This is a genomic window from Bradyrhizobium sp. 170, assembly GCF_023101085.1.
Taxonomy (GTDB): Bacteria; Pseudomonadota; Alphaproteobacteria; order Rhizobiales; family Xanthobacteraceae; genus Bradyrhizobium.
In genome coordinates this window covers 5,574,692-5,594,050 of record NZ_CP064703.1, presented here as the reverse complement: position 1 = coordinate 5,594,050, position 19,359 = coordinate 5,574,692, and the positions used below count along the sequence as shown (strand labels likewise).

The 19,359-nt window shown below is 61.2% G+C and carries 15 protein-coding genes; 9 read left to right on the top strand and 6 right to left on the bottom strand.

Features of this window, described 5'->3' with window-relative positions; genetic code table 11:
- Positions 1 to 8 precede the first annotated feature (8 nt).
- The 3 genes from IVB05_RS25965 to IVB05_RS25955 all read right to left on the bottom strand — a co-directional run bounded on the left by IVB05_RS25965 (position 9) and on the right by IVB05_RS25955 (position 2,809).
- Entirely contained in the window at positions 9 to 1,190 is a 1,182-nt protein-coding gene (locus IVB05_RS25965) for an ABC transporter substrate-binding protein (protein WP_247778781.1), read from the bottom strand.
- A gap of 116 nt (positions 1,191 to 1,306) precedes the next feature.
- On the bottom strand, positions 1,307 to 2,152 hold the full coding sequence (fghA, locus tag IVB05_RS25960) for an S-formylglutathione hydrolase (RefSeq protein WP_247778780.1): 846 nt from the start codon (positions 2,150 to 2,152) through the stop codon (positions 1,307 to 1,309).
- A 36-nt stretch (positions 2,153 to 2,188) separates the two neighbouring features.
- Positions 2,189 to 2,809, bottom strand: coding sequence for a response regulator transcription factor (locus tag IVB05_RS25955; RefSeq protein ID WP_247778779.1), 621 nt, complete (start codon positions 2,807 to 2,809; stop codon positions 2,189 to 2,191).
- 229 nt (positions 2,810 to 3,038) lie between these two features.
- On the opposite strand from IVB05_RS25955, the gene IVB05_RS25950 reads away from it, so the two are divergent.
- Positions 3,039 to 4,412 carry a histidine kinase gene (locus tag IVB05_RS25950; protein WP_247778778.1) on the top strand — a complete coding sequence of 458 codons (1,374 nt, stop codon included), beginning with the start codon at positions 3,039 to 3,041 and terminating at the stop codon, positions 4,410 to 4,412.
- Between the two features lie 135 nt (positions 4,413 to 4,547).
- Entirely contained in the window at positions 4,548 to 6,992 is a 2,445-nt protein-coding gene (locus tag IVB05_RS25945; protein WP_247778777.1) for a TonB-dependent receptor, read from the top strand.
- A 112-nt stretch (positions 6,993 to 7,104) separates the two neighbouring features.
- On the opposite strand, the gene IVB05_RS25940 is transcribed toward IVB05_RS25945, so the two are convergent.
- Positions 7,105 to 8,073 carry a helix-turn-helix domain-containing protein gene (locus IVB05_RS25940; protein WP_247778776.1) on the bottom strand — a complete coding sequence of 323 codons (969 nt, stop codon included), beginning with the start codon at positions 8,071 to 8,073 and terminating at the stop codon, positions 7,105 to 7,107.
- Positions 8,074 to 8,490: 417 nt separating this feature from the next.
- Here IVB05_RS25940 and xoxF5 point away from each other — a divergent pair, with 417 nt between their 5' ends.
- The 6 genes from xoxF5 to IVB05_RS25910 all read left to right on the top strand — a co-directional run bounded on the left by xoxF5 (position 8,491) and on the right by IVB05_RS25910 (position 15,513).
- Positions 8,491 to 10,296: a lanthanide-dependent methanol dehydrogenase XoxF5 gene (gene xoxF5 / locus IVB05_RS25935; protein ID WP_247778775.1), complete on the top strand. Its 1,806-nt coding sequence runs from the start codon at positions 8,491 to 8,493 to the stop codon at positions 10,294 to 10,296.
- Positions 10,297 to 10,404: 108 nt separating this feature from the next.
- Positions 10,405 to 10,884 (top strand): c-type cytochrome, methanol metabolism-related, encoded by a 480-nt coding sequence (locus IVB05_RS25930; protein ID WP_247778774.1) that lies wholly within the window; start codon positions 10,405 to 10,407, stop codon positions 10,882 to 10,884.
- A 74-nt stretch (positions 10,885 to 10,958) separates the two neighbouring features.
- The gene (locus tag IVB05_RS25925) at positions 10,959 to 12,065 is read left to right on the top strand and encodes an S-(hydroxymethyl)glutathione dehydrogenase/class III alcohol dehydrogenase (protein WP_247778773.1); all 1,107 of its coding nucleotides are present in this window, start codon (positions 10,959 to 10,961) and stop codon (positions 12,063 to 12,065) included.
- Between the two features lie 33 nt (positions 12,066 to 12,098).
- Entirely contained in the window at positions 12,099 to 12,668 is a 570-nt protein-coding gene (gene gfa, locus IVB05_RS25920) for an S-(hydroxymethyl)glutathione synthase (protein ID WP_247778772.1), read from the top strand.
- Positions 12,669 to 13,120: 452 nt separating this feature from the next.
- Positions 13,121 to 14,311 (top strand): fumarylacetoacetate hydrolase family protein, encoded by a 1,191-nt coding sequence (locus IVB05_RS25915; RefSeq protein ID WP_247778771.1) that lies wholly within the window; start codon positions 13,121 to 13,123, stop codon positions 14,309 to 14,311.
- Between the two features lie 32 nt (positions 14,312 to 14,343).
- Complete coding sequence (locus IVB05_RS25910) at positions 14,344 to 15,513, top strand: Gfo/Idh/MocA family oxidoreductase (protein WP_247778770.1); 1,170 nt, start codon at positions 14,344 to 14,346, stop codon at positions 15,511 to 15,513.
- Positions 15,514 to 15,587: 74 nt separating this feature from the next.
- Here the strand turns inward: IVB05_RS25910 and IVB05_RS25905 are convergent, their stop codons facing one another.
- Together IVB05_RS25905 and IVB05_RS25900 are read right to left on the bottom strand one after the other, a co-directional pair.
- The gene (locus tag IVB05_RS25905) at positions 15,588 to 16,898 is read right to left on the bottom strand and encodes an ABC transporter substrate-binding protein (RefSeq protein ID WP_247778769.1); all 1,311 of its coding nucleotides are present in this window, start codon (positions 16,896 to 16,898) and stop codon (positions 15,588 to 15,590) included.
- A gap of 303 nt (positions 16,899 to 17,201) precedes the next feature.
- On the bottom strand, positions 17,202 to 18,173 hold the full coding sequence (locus tag IVB05_RS25900) for a LysR family transcriptional regulator (protein WP_247778768.1): 972 nt from the start codon (positions 18,171 to 18,173) through the stop codon (positions 17,202 to 17,204).
- A gap of 148 nt (positions 18,174 to 18,321) precedes the next feature.
- On the opposite strand from IVB05_RS25900, the gene IVB05_RS25895 reads away from it, so the two are divergent.
- Entirely contained in the window at positions 18,322 to 19,359 is a 1,038-nt protein-coding gene (locus IVB05_RS25895) for a class 1 fructose-bisphosphatase (protein WP_247786931.1), read from the top strand.

Sequence of the window (19,359 nt, the reverse complement as noted above, 5' to 3'; positions counted from 1 at the left end):
ATCCTCCTTCATTGCAGCCTGCACTTGGTTTCGGGCCGATCGACGCCAAGCGTATCGAGCTCCGACACCTGGTGCAAAAATCCCTCCTGCGGTGAAACCGAGACTACCATGCGTCCATCGACCAGCAGGATCGGTTGACGAAGCTGCAGGTTCCAATCCCGCAGCGTCAGCCGCCGGCCCTTGAACGCCGCAATGGAAAAGTCGGGTCCCTTGAGGAAATCCGATACCGCCTTTGGTTCACCGGACTTCGTGCGCGACGCCGCTTCGCCGATTATGCGCACTGCCATCCATGCTTGCATGTCCAGTGCGCTCATGTGTCGCAAATTCAATTTTGCAAACCGGTTCTGGATCTGGATCGCGCCCCACTGGTCCTGCGCCGCGTGCCAACTGGTCGGAACCAGCCCGGCCGAACCGGCAACCGGCCGCGGGTCCCAGGTGCGGTAGGGCAGGTAGGACGCAAAAACCTCGCTTTCGTCAGCAGCGACGAGGACGTCATAGGCGGGCGCCTGCTGGGTGAACACCGGGATTTGCCGCTGGATCAAGGTGACGCCGCTATCGGTCCGCCGGGCGCCGCCGGTATCCTCAAAGATTCGTTCCTGAACGATCTTGGCGCCGAAGCGCGTCGCTGCGCGGCGCAATGCGTCGGCGTACAACTTGTCCTGGTCATGCGAACCGACGACGAACAGCCAACGTTTCCATTGCTTCCACACCAGATACTGGGCAAGCGCATCCGCCAGCATCGAACGCGTCGGCGCGACATGGATCACATTGGCGCGACAATCCTGCTCGCGCAACCGGTCGTCGATCGCGCCGGCATTCAACAGCAGCGTGCCGCGATCGCGAAGCGTGTCGGCTGCCTTCAATAACTCGTCCGCCGGAAGGTCGGCAATGATGAAGCCGGTGCGCGCGGCAAGCGCTGCTGCTGCCTTCGCGACATCCTCATTGTCCTTGAGGCGGACTTCCTCCAGCGTGAAGTGCTGGTTGAGGAATTTTCCCGTGGTGTTGTTGTCTTCGATCGCAAGGCGTGCGCCGGCAAGGCCGTCATTCTCGGCTGGCAGTTCGACCAGCGACAATTTCGCCTTGACGCCGGTGCGGCCGAGATAGCCGATGCCGATCTCGATGGGGTCGGCCGCGAGCACGGGGGTGGCCGCGATGCAGAAACCGATCGCAGCGACCAACCATCGGATCATGGCTCCTCCCTGACAGGCCTTCTCGACTTCGCCGTATCGAAGGCCGTTGGCTTGAACCATGACCGAATTGTCTTGGCTTGCAACCCAATTCTCGGTTGGGACGGCTTCACGCCGTTTCAGCCCTTCAGGCGCTCCGCGTGCCAGCGCAGATGATCGGACATGAACGTGGAGATGAAGTAGTAGCTGTGGTCATAGCCGGGCTGCCGGCGCAAGGTGAGGGGGATTTTGGCTTTCTCGCATGCGCCCTGCAGCAGCTCCGGGCGGAGCTGTTCGGCCAGAAACTGATCGGCGTCACCGTAGTCGACCAGGAGATCGGACACTCTGGCGCCATCCTCGATCAACGCCACCGCATCGTGCTTGCGCCATGCTTGCCTGATGTCGCCGAGATAGCCGCCGAGGGCCTTGATACCCCAGGGCACCTGCGAGGGCGCAACGATCGGCGAAAACGCGCTTGCCGCGCGATATCGATCGGGATGGCGCAGCGCGACCGTCAGCGCGCCGTGACCGCCCATGGAGTGGCCGAGAATGGATTGTCGATTGGCGTCGACCGGAAAGTTTTCAGCGACCAGTTTCGGCAGCTCTTCCGTGACGTAGCTCCACATGCGGTAATTGCGGGCGAATGGTTCCTGTGTCGCATCGACATAGAAGCCGGCGCCAAGCCCGAAATCGTAGGCATTGGCGGGATCGCCGGGCACGCCTTCACCGCGCGGGCTGGTGTCGGGCGCAACGAAGATCAGTCCAAGCGCGGCGCAGGCGCTGCGGAATTCGCCCTTTTCCGTCACATTGGCGTGGGTGCAGGTCAGGCCGGAGAGATACCAGACCACCGGCAGCCTGGCGCCGCCGGCGTGCGGAGGCACATAGACCGAGAAGGTCATGTCGGTGCCGGTTTCGCGGCTGGCGTGCTTGTAAACGCCCTGCACGCCGTTGTGCGATTTGTTGAGCGAAACGGTTTGCATCGTCATGAATTAACCACTCCAGCGCCGCGCTGCGTCATCATCTCAAGCCACGCGGTTCTCGATTGCTAACCGCACCAGTTCGGCAGATGTACGCACGCCGAGCTTCTGGCGCATAATCGAGGAGGTATTGGCGACCGTCTTGTAGGAGGAATGGACCATCCACGCAATTTCGGACAGGCTTTTGCCGGCACTGAGCAGGCGCAATATCTCCATCTCGCGCGAAGTCAGTTTTGAAAGCGGGCTCTGGGCGTACGAGGGTCTCGCGAATGCAATACTTCGCGCCATCGCCGGCGGCAGATAAGCGCCTCCCTTTGCAACTTCACGGATGGCCTCAACCAGGTCCTGGGGATCCCCGGCTTTGGAAACATAACCCTTGGCGCCGACTTCAATGGCGCGCGCGGCGAATACCGGATCATCGTTCATGCTGAACATGATGATACGTGCCGAGGCATCGCGCCCGAGGAGGCGTCGCGCCAGTTCAAACCCGGACACCGTCGGCAGGTTGATATCGAGCACGCAGATATCCGGATGACGTTCGCCGAACACGCGCTCGCCACTCTCCGCGTCGGAGGCCTCCAATATGTCGATCTCGGGGTCGTCCGCGAACAGGGCACGGCACCCCGAAGCAACAATTCGATGGTCATCAACGATCAGCACGCGCATTGGCATTGGTCCCGAATACCCGCGTCAATCCTGTTGCTGCACCACATCAGGTGAGACGCGGCACCGATGTCGGAGCGATACTCGCCGTCGACGGTTATGCAACCCGAGCGATGTTGCTGTACGCTTCGATTAGATAGACGCCTATTTTATCTGTCAACGCTCCCCTCGATGCGGAACTGAAGACGACTTCGCTCCCAGACAAAGGCGATTTCACTCCTGGACAAAGGCTATGTGGCAAAAATTTTCCTTGCGCGCCCGGATCAACGTGCTGCTCGCGCTCGTCCTCACGCTCGGCCTGGCGATCAATGTTGCGCGGCTTGTGCTCGAGGCCGGGCCCCGTGTTCAGGCCGAAGATCAAAGCGTCATACGGTTGGCGCGTGAGTTCATCGATACGATCGTTGCAGGACTGAACGAGGCGCCGGACCCGGAGGCGCGGTTGAACCAGATTGTTCACGACCTCAACCGGCTGCGCCACGTCAGTATCACGCGGCAGGGCGAAGCGGTCGAGAGACCCGGGCAGGCGGACAACCCTGACGGCAATGCCGATGCACGCTCGCCGCCGGCATGGTTTGTCACGCTGGTTCACCCCGAAAAGACCACGGTGGACGTGCCGATCTCGATCAAGGGAAAGCCGGGTTCGTTGCTGATCACGTCGCATCCGAACGACGAGATGGCCGAGATCTGGGATGGAATTATCACCCAGCTTCAGATCGGCACGGTAATTGCCGTCGTTCTTTTCCTCATTACGACCAGGGTCGTCAGCCGGGCGCTCGCGCCGATCCAGACGCTTTCGGAAGCGATGACGAAGATCGAAGCCGGCGGCTACGACACGCACGTAAAGCCGGATGGCCCGCCGGAATTCTCTGCCATTTGCGACAAGTTGAATCACCTTGCCGCCACTCTGGGCAACGCGGTTGACGACAAGCGGCGTCTGGCCGAACGCATCGTCTCGCTGCAGGATGTCGAACGCAAGGAAATCGCACGCGAGCTTCACGATGAATTCGGGCCCTATCTCTTTGCCTTGCGAGCCCATGCCGGCGCGCTGACGCGGATCGCAGATGCAAGGGATCCGAACGTGGAAGCGACGCGAAAGCACGGCAGCGCGATATTGGAACAGGTCAATGCGTTGCAGCAGTCCAATCGGCGAGTCCTTGAAAAGCTGCGGCCCGTGGGTCTGACGGAGCTCGGCCTTCACGAAGCGCTCGGTGCGCTCTTGCGTCTATGGGGGGAGTCGCATCCCGACGTCGTTATTGAAACGGCAATTTCGCAGTCGCTGGGCGACACAGGGGAGACGGCCGATTTGACGATCTACCGTACCATTCAGGAAGCACTGACCAATGTCTTTCGCCACGCGAGCGCCACCTGCGTCAACGTAACCGTTGAACCCACGGAACTGCTTTCGGGGCCGGTGCGCACCGGCCGCGGCGGCGCTCTGGTACGGATCCGCGACAATGGCGGCGGATTAAGGCCGGATCACAAGTTTGGCTTCGGGTTGACGGGAATGCGTGAGCGCATTTTGGCGCTGGGTGGCTCCCTTACGATTGCCTCCGGGGATGGCGGCGTAACGGTGGAGGCTGTAGTTCCCAGAGACGTGCGTTGCTGATCCGGGAAGTTTTCCTGGCTGGTTCAGGGAAAAAGGGCATCTGTGAACCGGACCTTTTGAATATAGCGCAATATAACACTGACGCCCTAAGATTAGCCCCAGCTAACCAGTAGCCGCCAGGGCAACCGGAATGGGATGGGGTGGGACGAAATGGGCACGAGATTCCTGTTTATCGGGACGGTATCGCTATGTCTGGTTCCCGGGAATGACAGTGCTCTGGCCCAAACTGCGGCAGGACACAGTGAGGTCTTGCCGGCCATCGAGGTAACCGCCCCGGCCACGGCCGCTAAACCATCCCGCAGCGGAAGGGCGTCTCAGGCCACCAGGAACGTGCGCAGAGTGTATGTCTACCCGACCGCGCCGACGCCGACGGTTGGCTCAGGAATGGATGTCGACAAGGTCTCGGCAGCGGTCAATGCCGTCGGCGCCGGGCAGATCGCGCGCACAGGCTCGCTGAACATCGCGGACGCACTGCAGCAACAGGTACCGGGTATCATCATCAGTGATACGACCGGCAATCCGTTCATGCCGGACATCCAGTTTCGCGGTTTCGTTGCATCGCCGGTCGCCGGTACCCCTCAGGGACTGGCAGTTTACCAGAACGGCGTGCGAATCAACGAGGCGTTCGGCGACACCGTCAATTGGGACTTGATCCCGACCGCTGCGATCAGGTCGGTCACCGTCGTAACCAACAATCCCGCGTTCGGTCTCAATGCCCTCGGCGGAGCCGCCAACGTGCAGATGAAGGACGGATTCAACTATAAAGGTGCCGAAATCAACACGATGGGCGGCTCTTTCGGACGCATCCAGAGTTCGGCGCAGTATGGCAAGCAGATCGACAATTTTTCTGTCTATGGTGCGCTCGAAGGCGTGCGTGACAACGGCTATCGCAATTTTTCGGAATCGGCGATTCGTCGGTTCTACGGCGATGTCGGCTACCGGACCGACAGCAGTGAATTTCACCTCAACGTGGGCGTCGCCAAAAACAATTTCGGCGCGGCGGCGGCGGTGCCGATCGAGTTGCTGCAGAAGTACTGGGGTGCGACCTATACGACACCGCAGACCACGGACAACCGCGTTGCCTACGCCAATCTGACCGGAAAGGTCGAGGCCACGCCGACCTGGACGATCGAAGGCTCAGCGCGCGTCCGTGAATTCCGGCAGAAAACCGTGGACGGAAACCCGACCGAGACGGCGCCGTGTGCCGCCGATCCGGGCCTGCTTTGTTTCAACGAAGACACCGCGCCGGGAGCGCCGGCGAACGGGCTCAACGGAGTCCAGCTCGCAAATCCCTTCCCAACCGACGCCGTGCTGGGGCAGATCGACCGAACAACAACCCGTTCGGTCACGACCGGTGCAACCTTGCAGGCAACCAATACCGACCAGTTGTTCGGGCATAACAATCAGTTCATGGTTGGCACCAGTGTCGACTCCGGCGTCACCCGCTTCGGGGCCAGCGCGGAATTGGGCACGATCGGCTCAAACTACGTCGTCAACGGCAGCGGCATATTTCTCGGCCCGTCCGGCATTCCGGTTTCGATCGGTCCGGTCGGACTTCGCGCCACCAACCGCTACACCGGAATCTATGCGCTCGACACATTCGACGTGACGGACGCGTTTTCAATCTCGGGCGGTGGCCGGTTCAACCATGCGCACATCAAGCTTGAAGATCAGATCGGCACCGATCTCAACGGCGAACATACGTTCAGCCGCTTCAATCCGATGATCGGCGGCACATACAAGATTACTCCTGAACTGACGGCCTATGCCGGCTATTCCGAAGCCAATCGCGCGCCGACCCCGCTGGAACTCGCATGCGCCGATCCTGCGCGCCCCTGTATCGTCGCGGCATTCCTCATCGCCGACCCGCCGCTGAAGCAGGTCGTGTCCCGTACCGTCGAGCTTGGTCTGCGCGGCACCAAGGAGCTGAATATCGGAACGCTCGGGTGGAAGGTCGGCGCGTTCCGCGCAACGAATGCCGATGACATCCTGGCGATTCCCAGTCCGGAGTTGCAGGGATTTGGCTATTTCCAGAACGTGGGTCGGACGCGGCGCCAGGGCATCGAGGCCCAGGTGAATCTGACGTCGAAGACGCTGCAACTATACGCCAGCTATGCCCTCGTCGATGCGCGCTTCCTCGATACCCTGCAGGTCGGCTCGAACAGCCCGTTCGCAGTTGACGACGTTGTCCAGATACTGCCGGGCAACCGAATCCCTGCGATCCCGCGCAACCGCGTCAAATTTGGCATCGATTATTCGGTCACCGACGCTTTCAAGGTTGGCGGCGATGCGTTGTTCGTCGGCAGCCAGTATTTTGTCGGCGATGAATCCAACCAGGCGGCGAGACTGCCCGGCTATTCGGTTTTCAACCTGCACACCTCGTATCAGATCAACAAGACGTTTCAGATCTACGGCCGCGTCGACAATATCTTCGACAATCGCTATGCGACCTACGGAACGTTCTTCGATACCGATAACGTGCCCAATTTCACCAATGGCGGCACGCAGTTCACTGACGCGCGTTCGGTCAGCCCGGCGCGGCCGCGTGCCTTCTATGCGGGGCTAAAGGCGACCTTCTAAGCCGGTGACGCGGCGCAGCCATCATGGGCCGGCGGTGTGGGGAAGCGCAAAATTTCGAGCTATCGACGACGGTGCGGCAACATGTGGTTGCCGCACAACCGGAACGTCCTCGTCAGGAAGCGTCCGGCAACGGATCGGCGCAGTGTGCCTTGTGGATGGCGGAGGGAACGAACCCGAAATGCTTCCGGAACACGCGGCTGAAGTGCGACGAGCTGGAAAAGCCCCACGAAAATGCGACATCCGTGATCGTCTTTCCGTTCTGGGTCTCCAGCTCCTGCCGGCAGTGCATCAGCCTCGCCCGCCAGATGTAATCGCTGACGGTCATGCCCTTGTCGCTGAACAGCATGTGCAGATAGCGCTTGGTGCAGCCCAATGCCGCCGAGATCTGGTCGATGCAAAGATCCGGGTCGCGCAAATGTTCGCGGATGAAGGCTTGAGCCCGGATGTACATCGCCTCGGGACCGACGCGATCGAACATCGTGTCGGCCTCGCGCAGCGGCAACAGCAGCAGATCGATCAGCGAATCAGCGACGCCGATGGCGTTGTAGGGCGACAGTCTGTTTGCTTCGTCAAACGCGGTGTGCACGAAGTCGTAGGCGATGCGGCCGGTGCCGTTACGCGCGGAGAGCTTGCACGGCAACATCTTCGCCGTGCGGAAGCCGCGCTCGTGAAGCAGTGCCTTTGGGACGATCACGACCTCGTGCCGGGTCAACGAGGGGCTGACGATCGTGTGCGGACAGGAGACGTCATAGGCGAGGCAATCGCCGGGCATGATGTCGATGCGACGGCCGCCTTGTTCGAAATGCGAGATGCCGTAGGTCTGGAACAATATCTTGACGTAGGGATGTTCGCTCAGTTTCGTGCCTGAGACCGTGTGCGCGATGCGATGCTGACTTGCCTCGATCTGACACAGCTTGAGCTGCGAGACGGTGGTGTAATTGATTCGCGCCTCGAGCGAAGAACCTTCCAGCGGATCGACATCAAACTGGCCGCAGAGATCGGTCAGCGCATCTGACCAAGTTTGGAGCTGCCTCTTCGGCGTTAACCCGGAAGTGCTGAGTGAACGAACTGTATCAGACATTGCCCAGCCACCAATTTGAGAACAGGCTACGACCTCCGCCAAGGCGTCGGTCAGATGGTCGCACCATTTGGACCCAATTTAGGCAGTCGTCCGGGAAGTTGCGCAGATTCTTCCCAATATCCCTTTGACAATCCTCCAACTTACTTTCGGCGGCGTCAAGGGAAACCTCGACCGAGAGCCGCAAGGGAAGGTCGTGGGAACACGCCCACGGAATGATGCTTCGCAGCATCACGGCAGAGCCGGAACGTCGCGCGCCGGTCCGAAATTAAAAAAATGATTAAGTTTCGCTATTGAGCAAACGCGCTTCGCTCTTGGGCAAGTTTCCTATTTCCGAACGGGATAGGAATAGGGACCAAGAATGGAAAATGGGCCGTCTCGGCGGAAACCCAAAACTCTTAAATCTGGGAGGAAACCACTATGCGCAAGGTGCTATCCGCTGCCTGTCTAGGCGCCGTGGCGGCATTCGCCGCAGGCGTTGCGTACGCCAATGACGAACTGATCAAGATGTCACAGAACCCAAAGGACTGGGTGCAGCCGGCCGGCGATTACGCAAACACACGCTACTCGAAACTGAACCAGATCACCGCAGCCAATGTCGGCAAGCTCCAGGTCGCCTGGACCTTCTCGACCGGCGTGCTGCGCGGCCATGAAGGTGGGCCGCTCATCATCGGCAACATCATGTACGTCCATACCCCGTTCCCGAACAAGGTCTATGCTCTTGACCTTTCTCAGGAGAACAAGATCGTCTGGAAGTATGAGCCGAAGCAGGATCCGAACGTCATTCCGGTGATGTGCTGCGACACCGTCAACCGCGGTGTGGCCTATGGCGACGGCAAGATCTTCCTGCATCAGGCCGACACCACCCTGGTCGCGCTCGATGCCAAGACCGGGCAGGTGGCGTGGAGCGTCAAGAATGGAGATCCGGGCAAGGGCGCCACGGGCACCTCCGCGCCGCTCGTCGTCAAGGACAAGGTTCTGGTCGGCATTTCCGGCGGTGAGTTTGGCGTGCAATGTCACGTCACCGCTTACGATCTCAAGTCCGGAAAGCAAGTGTGGCGGGCGTTCTCCGAAGGGCCGGACGACCAGATCCTGGTCGACCCTGTGAAGACGACCGAACTCGGCAAGCCGATCGGCAAGGATTCGAGCATCAAGACCTGGCAAGGCGATCAGTGGAAGATCGGCGGCGGCTGCACATGGGGCTGGTTGTCCTATGACCCCGGTCTGAACATGGTCTATTACGGGTCCGGCAACCCCTCGACCTGGAACCCGAAACAGCGTCCGGGCGACAACAAGTGGTCGATGACCGTCTTCGCGCGCAATCCGGACACCGGCATGGCCAACTGGGTCTATCAGATGACGCCCCATGATGAGTGGGACTACGACGGCGTCAACGAAATGATCCTCAGTGACCAGGAGATCAATGGCCAGGCGCGCAAGCTGTTGACCCATTTCGACCGCAACGGTCTGGCTTACACGATGGACCGTACCAACGGCGAACTCCTGGTCGCCGAGAAGTACGATCCGAAGGTGAACTGGACCACCGGCGTGGACATGAACAAGAGCTCGCCGACCTACGGGCGTCCCAAGGTGGTCGATCAGTATTCGACCGAAAAGGGCGGCGAAGACAAGAACACCAAGGGCATCTGCCCGGCCGCGCTCGGCACCAAGGACGAGCAGCCGGCAGCCTATTCGCCCGATACGCAACTGTTCTACGTGCCGACCAACCACGTCTGCATGGACTACGAGCCGTTCAAGGTGAGCTACACCGCAGGCCAGCCCTATGTCGGCGCGACCCTGTCGATGTATCCGCCTCAGGGCGAAAGCCACATGGGCAACTTCATTGCCTGGGATAACAAGACCGGCAAGATCGTCTGGTCGAACAAGGAGCAGTTCTCGGTGTGGTCGGGAGCGCTCGCTACCGCAGGCGGCGTGGTGTTCTACGGAACGCTCGAAGGCTATCTGAAGGCAGTCGATGCCAAGACGGGCAAGGAGCTTTACAAGTTCAAGACCCCGTCCGGCATCATCGGCAACGTCACGACCTATGAGAACGGCGGCAGGCAGTACATCGCAGTGCTGTCCGGTGTCGGCGGCTGGGCAGGTATCGGCCTTGCCGCAGGTTTGACCGAACCGACCGAAGGTCTCGGCGCTGTCGGTGGCTATGCCGCGCTGAGCAACTATACCGCGCTCGGCGGCACGCTCACGGTGTTCGCGCTGCCGCAGTAAAGCAGGACCACCTCGTCCGGCGCGTGGCTCGTTCCACGCGCCGGTTGATCTACATCGAATATCGAGGATGAGCTCTTGCGTAGAATTTGTTTGATTGCAGCCACTCTCATGCTTGTGGCGCCGGGATCGGTTGCCCACGCGGCGGACGATCCGACCGCCGTCAAGTCCGAGGATGGCAAGTATCTCGACAAGGAAGGAAACCCGACCTTCAAGGTCGCGGCCGACGGGACAGTCGATTGGTACACCTATTCCGGTTTCCGACGTTATCACTCGGAATGCCACGTCTGTCATGGCCCTGATGGGATGGGGTCGACCTACGCGCCGGCGTTGAAGGATTCGCTAAAGACGATGAGCTACGGCGATTTCCTCGGGGTGGTCGCCAGCGGCCGCAAGAACGTCAACACCGCGCAAGAGAGCGTCATGCCGGCGTTCGGCGATAATCCGAATGTCGCCTGTTATATGGACGACCTCTACGTCTATCTGCGCGCCCGTGCTTATGACGCGGTCGGCCGTGTGCGGCCTCCCAAGCGTGAAGACAAACCCGACGCCTACACTGAGGCAGAGAAGTCCTGCATGGGGGCCAAATGATCATGCCGAAACATGTGAGGCGCGCGTTCCGGCAGGTCCGTGCAGCGACTTGAAAAGAAGATGTGGAGCTTAAGATGAAGACCCGCGCTGCTGTCGCGTTCGAGGCCAAAAAGCCTCTTGAAATTGTTGAGGTCGATCTGGAAGGCCCGAAGGCCGGCGAGGTCCTCGTCGAGATAAAGGCGACCGGAATCTGTCACACCGACGCCTACACGCTCGATGGATTCGACAGCGAAGGAATCTTTCCGTCGATCCTCGGTCATGAGGGCGCGGGCATCGTCCGCGAAGTAGGGCCGGGCGTGACGTCGGTCAAGGCAGGCGATCACGTGATACCGCTCTACACGCCGGAATGCCGCCAGTGCAAAAGCTGCCTGAGCGGCAAGACCAATCTTTGCACCGCCATCCGCGCCACCCAGGGCAAGGGGTTGATGCCGGACGGCACCTCACGCTTCAGCTATCAGGGCAAGCCGATCTACCACTATATGGGCTGCTCGACCTTCTCGAACTTTACCGTGCTGCCGGAGATCGCAGTGGCAAAGATTCGCGAGGACGCGCCCTTCGACAAGAGCTGCTACATCGGTTGTGGGGTGACGACGGGCGTTGGCGCCGTAGTCAATACAGCCAAGGTGACACCGGGCGCCAACGTCGTCGTATTCGGTCTCGGCGGCATCGGACTCAACGTCATCCAGGGCGCGAAGATGGTAGGCGCCGACAAGATCGTCGGCGTTGACATCAACGATTCCAAGGAGGATTGGGGTCGCCGTTTCGGCATGACGCATTTCGTCAACCCGACCAAGGTCAGCGACATCGTCCAGCATCTGGTCGGGCTTACCGACGGCGGCGCCGACTACACCTTCGACTGCACCGGCAACACCACCGTGATGCGGCAGGCCCTCGAAGCGTGCCATCGCGGCTGGGGCGTCTCGGTCGTTATCGGTGTCGCGGAGTCCGGCAAGGAAATCGCCACCCGGCCGTTCCAGTTGGTGACCGGCCGCGTCTGGAAGGGCACGGCCTTTGGCGGGGCGCGCGGCCGCACGGATGTGCCGAAAATCGTTGACTGGTACATGAACGGAAAGATCGAGATCGATCCGATGATCACACACGTCCTCAAGCTGGACGAGATCAACCACGGATTCGATCTCATGCACCAGGGCAAATCGATCCGCTCGGTTGTCGTGTTCTGATTGGAGAACTTCAAACACAAGGAGGATAAGCCCATGACTGTTCATATCCACCCATCGATTGACAGCGGTGTAAAAAAGGGGACCGGCAGTTTCGCCGGCGGCACGCTTGTCTGCAAATGCAGCGATAAGCCGGTCAAGGTCGCCATCAAGGGCGATGTGGCCCACAACCACGCCTGCGGCTGCACCAAGTGCTGGAAGCCCGAAGGGGCGATCTTCTCCGTTGTCGCCGTGGTCCCGCGCGACAATGTGAAGGTGACAGAGAACGGCGACAAGCTGCAGATTGTCGACGCGTCGGCGACGATCCAGCGCTATGCCTGCAAGGCCTGCGGTACGCATATGTACGGCCGGATCGAGAACACCGGGCATCCATTCTACGGCCTCGACTTCATCCATCCTGAACTGTTCCAGGAAGCTGGATCAGCGGCTCCGGGGTTTGCCGCGTTCGTGTCGTCCGTGCTGGAGTCCGGCGTCCAACCGGGCGAGATGGACGGAATCAGGGGGCGGCTGAAGGAGCTTGGGCTCGAGCCCTATGATTGCCTGTCGCCGCCCTTGATGGATGCGATCTCGAGCCATGTGGCAAAGTCCAAGGCCAAGGCGGCTTGAAGGCTGCTTGAAGCAGGCGTCAGCCTGATCCTCGCGATTCCAAACTCCGCTGATGGCCGCCCGCCATCAGCGGAGCGGGGTGCCGCACCGCAGGTCGTACAACTTCTTCGTTGATGCCGGCGGGTGAAAGCCTGCCCGGCCAATAAAGGTCGTGCAGCCATCCCGGCCAGGCTGCTCTCTGGCGCGACCGTCCCGCGCACAATTCTCAGACACCGACCCCCTGAGTTCCTTGCTCGGTCGCGATGCCGTCCATGGCAGGTTGCGGCGTGTGCACAATCGGCTGCACTTGCCCGAACGTCTGATTTTGCATGCTGCGGCGCGATGAGCTTTGTCGCGGCAGCCGCAAATGTGAAGGCAGGCATCTCTTGGGGTGTTGACCCGTCGCGCGGTTCCCTTCTATGGACGATGCTGCCCTGACCGCACAGACGTGACCTCGCGAAGGATTCCCCACCATGCCGATCGCCACAGACGCCGCATTCATTCTACCCGACGATTTCGCCGGCGCCGCGCTGATGGGGCGGATCTGGCGTCCCGATCTTGCCGGTCCGTCGGTGGTTGCGATCCGTCAGGACGGTGTGTTCGACATCACCGACGAATTTCCCACCGCCAGCCAGCTTGCCGCTGCCGCCGATCCGGCGCGGGCGCTGCGCGCCTCGCATGGCGAACGGGTAGGGACGCTGCAGGATCTGTTGAACAACACGCCGCCCGACAGCCGCGATCCGACCAGGCCATGGCTGCTCGCCCCGATCGATCTGCAGGTGATCAAGGCCGCCGGCGTCACGTTCGCCGTATCGATGCTGGAGCGGGTGATCGAGGAGCGGGCGCGGGGCAATCCGGATTCGGCGCAAGCCATCCGGGCCGAGGTGACCCGGATTGTCGGCACCGACCTGTCGCGGTTGAAGCCGGGCTCGGCCGAAGCGCAGCATGTGAAGGACGTGCTGGTTTCCCAGAATGCCTGGAGCCAGTATCTCGAAGTCGGCATCGGGCCGGATGCCGAGGTGTTTACCAAGGCTCCCGTGCTGTCGGCGGTGGGCACGTGTGTGGATGCGGGTCTGCATCCGAAATCGACCTGGAATAATCCGGAGCCCGAGGTGGTGCTGGTGGTGACGAGCGACGGCCGCATCGTCGGCGCCACGCTTGGCAACGATGTCAATTTGCGCGACTTCGAGGGACGCTCGGCGCTGCTGTTGTCCAAGGCCAAGGACAACAACGCGTCCTGCGCCATCGGGCCGTTCGTGCGATTCTTCGATGAAAGCTTCACGCTCGATGACGTGCGGAGAATGGAGATATCGCTGGAAGTAAAGGGGCCGGAAGGCTTCGTGCTGCACGGCGCTTCCTCGCTGACCCAGATCAGCCGGGATCCGGCCGACATCGTCGGGCAGACGATCAACGAGAACCATCAATATCCCGACGGTTTCGTGCTGTTCCTGGGCACGATGTTTGCCCCGATCCAGGACCGTGCCGCGAAGGGGCAGGGATTCACCCATGTGGAAGGCGACCTGGTCACGGTCGCCACGCCGAAACTCGGCCGGCTGACCAACCGGATGCGCCACAGCGGAGATTGCGAACCCTGGCAGTTCGGCCTGACCGAGCTGTTCGCCGCGTTGATGCGCCGCAAGAGCGTCAGCCGAAGCAGCAATTAGCCCGAGCCGCGACAACCGGAAGGCACTCCGCCATGGCGAAAATCAGGATCGGCCTGGCTGGCTGCGGCTTCGTGTCCGAGCTGCACATGCATGCCTACCGGCGTGTTTACGGCGTGGATGTCGAAGTCAGGGCCGTTGCAGCCAGGGGCGATCACGTCATCGAGTTTGCCCGTCGCCACCAGATCCCGACGGCGTATCGCAGCTTTCGCGACTTGATCGCGGACGCTGATATCGATGTCATCGATATCTGCACGCCACCCAATTTGCACACGTCGATGATCGTCGATGCGATGCAGGCCGGTAAGCACGTCATCTGCGAAAAGCCGTTCGCCGGCTATTTCGGCCGGGACGGCGACAAAGCGCCGATCGGCAAGCATGTGCCGAAGGCATTGATGTATGAGCGCGTGCTGGAGGAAATGGAGAATACCCGCGCGGCGATCAACCAGACGGGCCGGCTCTTCATGTATGCGGAGGACTGGATCTACGCGCCGGCGGTGACCAAGACCGTGGAGATCCTCAAGGCCACCAAAGACAAAATTCTGTTCATGAAGGGGGAGGAGAGTCACTCCGGCTCGCATGCTGCGCACGCCGCGCAATGGGCGATGACCGGCGGCGGCTCGCTGATCCGCATGGGATGCCATCCGCTCTCGGCGGTACTCTACCTCAAGCAGGTCGAGGCGAAGGCGCGCGGCGAGGCGATCAGCGTCGCAAGCGTGACGTGTGACGTCGGCAACGTTACGGCGTGCCTGCGCACCGACGAACGTGCCGTGCTCAAGGCCAATCCCGTCGATGTCGAGGATTGGGGCATGCTCACGGCCACCTTCTCCGACGGCACCAAGGCCACGGTTTTTTCCGGCGACATGATCCTCGGCGGCGTGCGCAACCTGATCGAAACCTATACCAGCAGCGGCGCGCTATTCGCCAACATCACGCCGAACACACATATGATGAGCTATCAGACCAGCGAGGAGAAGCTCGCAAGCGTCTACATCACCGAGAAGGTCGACCGGAAGACCGGCTGGCAATATGTCTGCATCGAGGAGGAATGGACGCGCGGCTACGTCCAGGAAATCCAGGACTTCATGGAATGCGTCGCGACCAGCCGGCAACCGCTTTCCGATCTTGCGCTGGCTTTTGAGACCATCAAGGTCAACTACGCCGGCTATTGGGCCGCCGAAGAGGGCCGCCGCGTCACGCTGTGACTTGATCTTTCCCTCGCCCCGCACTTGCGGGGTGAGGGACTGCTTTCGCGAACACGGTGGGTGAGAGACGAACCCTACGCCGCGTAGACCGACGATTTCGGCAGCGGGAACACCGGGTCCTGTGTCCTTATGTTGGTCGGCCAAACCACCGAGATATGCTCGCCGGCATTCTGCATCACGACCGGGGTCGAGCGCTCGTTCTGGCCGGAGAGCGGCGTGCCGGGCCGATAGAATTTTACACCGTAGCCCTGGATGGTGCCGCCCGGCGCGATGTCGACGTCGAGCGCCGCCTTGCGAATTGCCTCGGGATCGAAACCGCCGTATTTCTCCTTGGCGACGGGCAGCACGTGGTTGAGCAGGATCCAGGTCTGGTTGAAGCCCATCGAGCAGTGCGGCGGAACGTCGGTCGCGCCGGTTTTCTCCTTGTAGCGCGCGATCATGATTTTGGTGAGATCGCCGATCCCGGGCGCGAGTTTCGAAGCATCGAGCAATTGCGCCGGCACCGGATCGATGTTGCAGAAATTGTCGATATCGGCGGCGAACGTCGCCCGCAGCTTGTCGAGCTGGCTATAGCCCGCGCCGGCGCCGAACAGCATCTTGAACTTAAGGCCGTTCTCGCGCGCCTGGCGAAGGAACAGGGTGATATCGGGATTGTATCCCGCGTGCGAGATGACATCTGGCCGGGCACGCTTGAGCTTGGTCACCAGCACTGAGAGGTCGGGCGCGGACGCTGAATAACCTTCCCTGAGCACGACCTGAAGGCCGGCTTCCTTGGAATAAGCTTCGTCGGCGGCGGCGACGCCGACCCCATAGGGGCCGTCCTCATGTATCAGCGCGACCTTGACGTCCTTGGGGTCCATGCCGAGCTTGGTCTTGGCGTGCTCGTTGATGAAGCCCGCAAAGGCCTGGCCATACTGGTCGGAATGAATCTGCGCGCGGAAGACGTATTGCAGGTTCTTGTCCTTGAACACGGCGGTCGAAACCGCGGTCGTGATCCAGAGGATTTTTTTCTGCTGCTCGACCTTGGCGGCGAGCGGGACCGCGTGCGAGCTCGCATAGACGCCGTTGATGATGTCGATCTTCTCCTGGTCGATCAGGCGATTGGCCTCGTTGATCGCAACGTCGGGTTTGCTCTGGGAATCGGCGGCGATGGGGGAAACCTTGTACTTGCCGCCGATGCCGCCCTTCTCGTTGACGAGGTCAATGGCAATCTGCGCGCCGATCGAGGAGGCGACCGACCCGCCGGCAGCAAAGGGCCCGGTCAAGTCGTAGATCAGGCCGATGCGCACCGTCTCGGCTTGTGCCTGCGCGCGTGTCCAATCGAGGCTGAATGCGGCGGCGGCAGCCGCGGAAGTCTTCAGCAGCGTTCTGCGTGAAGTCGGCATCGTGTCCTCCCACTGATTATTATTATCGCCGGGACCGGTTCTTCCAGTTCTCGGTCAAGTATTTGGAGAATATGGCAAGAAGTCAACCTGCGCGCGCGCTCCATGGGTCGTGCGTGGCTGCGGAAACGTGTGGTCACGTGGGCCGGCAGGGCTCACCAACTAAAGTCTGAGAGGGGAAAGGGTAGAGGCGACCGGCCGCGGTGAAGGGCCCATCGCGAAATGAGTATGAAGCGCGCTGCTTGCTGTCATTGTCAGGCTGACCAGTTTGGCGTTCAGCCAGTCCGTCGGCGTTCGCATATCGCGCTATCGGCGCCTGCTGCGCGCCGACGTGCGGGTGATCCTTATCCTGCCATGGGTTCGCGGCAGGAATTGCGCGCCGCGTGCGCTGAGGAACTCCAGCATGGCGCGTGCCGGCGGCAGCAAAATCTTGTCCTTTCGGGAAAGGGCGAACCATTGCCTGATAACGGGAAGGCCAACCACGTCGAGCGTAACCAGCCGCCGCTCATCGAGTTCGGTAGCGACGGTGTGCGCCGAAATGAATGCAATTCCGAGGCCGGCGATCACAGCCTGCTTGATCGTCTCGTTGCTGTCCATCGCCATGCCGATTTTCGGCCGAATGCGCGCCGTTTCGAATAGTTGCTCCATCAGGCCGCGCGTGCCGGAGCCGGGCTCGCGCGTCAGGAATGTTTCGTCAGCAAGGTCGCTCAGCGGGATGCGGGATTTTCGCACCAGGCGATGGCTCGTCGGCGCGATAATGACATGGGGGTGATCGCCGATCGGGTGGACGTCCATGTCGATATCAGCCGGTGGGCGGCCCATGATCGCGAAATCGAGATCGTAGCCGCGTAGCGCCGTGCCGATCTCCTGCCGGTTTCCGATCGAGAGCGCAACATCGATGTTCGGATGGCGTTTTGAGAATCCGGAGATCATGAACGGCACGAAATATTTCGCGGTGCTGACGGCGCCGATGGAGATGCGGCCCGCGGTCTTTCCCGCCATCATCTCGAGCGAGGTCTCGCAGTCCGCAATCGCCGCTTCGATACGCTCGGAGAGCGAGAGCACCTCCCGCCCGGCGTCGGTCAACAGCATCCCGTCACTGGTGCGCTGAATCAGCGGCAGACCTGCAAGCTCCTGCAGATTGCGGATCTGCAGCGTGACGGCCGGCTGCGTGAGATGCAGGTGCTTGGCGGCGGCGGTAACCGACCGATCCCGGTGAACGGCTGCGAGCGCGCGCAACTGGCGAATGGTCAATTCCCGCGGAAACCTGCCTGCCATGGTCCACCAATATAAGAAAAACTTTGCCAAACCCAAAGATAAGAAAATTTCACTAATTTTGCAAACTGGGGTGTTCTTGAGGGGCGGAGTGCCGATCGGCATGACGCGTTGGAGGGGCCCCGAAGAGGGCGCCAATCGGGGAACGGCCATGGACGCACGCATAACCCTATGCTCGCATCTCGATCATGCAGGGTCGGAGACGCCGACCGGCCCCGCCGTGGCCGCTGTGATCGAGGCGATTGCCACTGCTGCGATCGACCTTTCCGATCTCATCGCCGATGGACCGTTGGCGGGCATTACCGGACGAACCCGTGGCGTCAATTCCGATGGCGACCATCAGAAGGATATCGACCTCGCCGCCGACGCGATGATGCGCGCGGCGCTACGCGCTACCCCGGTCGCTGCCGTCCTGTCCGAGGAACTGGATCTGCCAGAAGTGCTCAATGCCGAGGCATCTCTCTGCGTCGCCATCGATCCGCTCGACGGGTCGGCCAACCTCGAGAACAACATCTCGGTCGGAACCATCTTTTCGATACGCTCGCGTGGCAACGACATCATCTCCACTTTCTTCGAGCCTGGGACGGCACAATGTGCGGCGGGTTTCGTGGTCTACGGCCCTCAAACCACGCTGGTTCTGGCGTTCGACGAGCGTGTCGACATCTTCATTCTGGACAGGCGCGCCCGGGAATTCCTGCTGATCGCGCGCCGCGTGAGGATTGCGCCCAACACGCCTGAATTTGCCATCAACGCGTCGAACCAGCGGCACTGGCATGGGCCGGTGCGGGCCTACATCGACGATTGCCTCGCCGGCACAAGCGGCAACGGTTCGGCTGATTTCAATATGCGCTGGATCGGCTCGCTGGTCGCGGAGTCGCTTCGCATTCTCGTCCGTGGCGGCGTGTTCCTGTACCCGGCCGACGCGCGGCCGGGATATCGCGACGGACGGCTTCGCCTGCTTTACGAAGCGCATCCGATGGCCCTTGTGATGGAGTGGGCGGGCGGCGCAGCGTCCACCGGCCGCCGGCGCATTCTCGAGCTGTCGGCGAAAACACCACACCAGCGGGTGCCATTGATCATGGGGTCGATGCGCGGCGTTCGCGACGTTGCCGCCATTCATGAAGGTATCGAACCGATGTTCGACAATAGCGACGCGCCGCTGTTCGCGCGGCGCGGCCTGTTTCGCTGA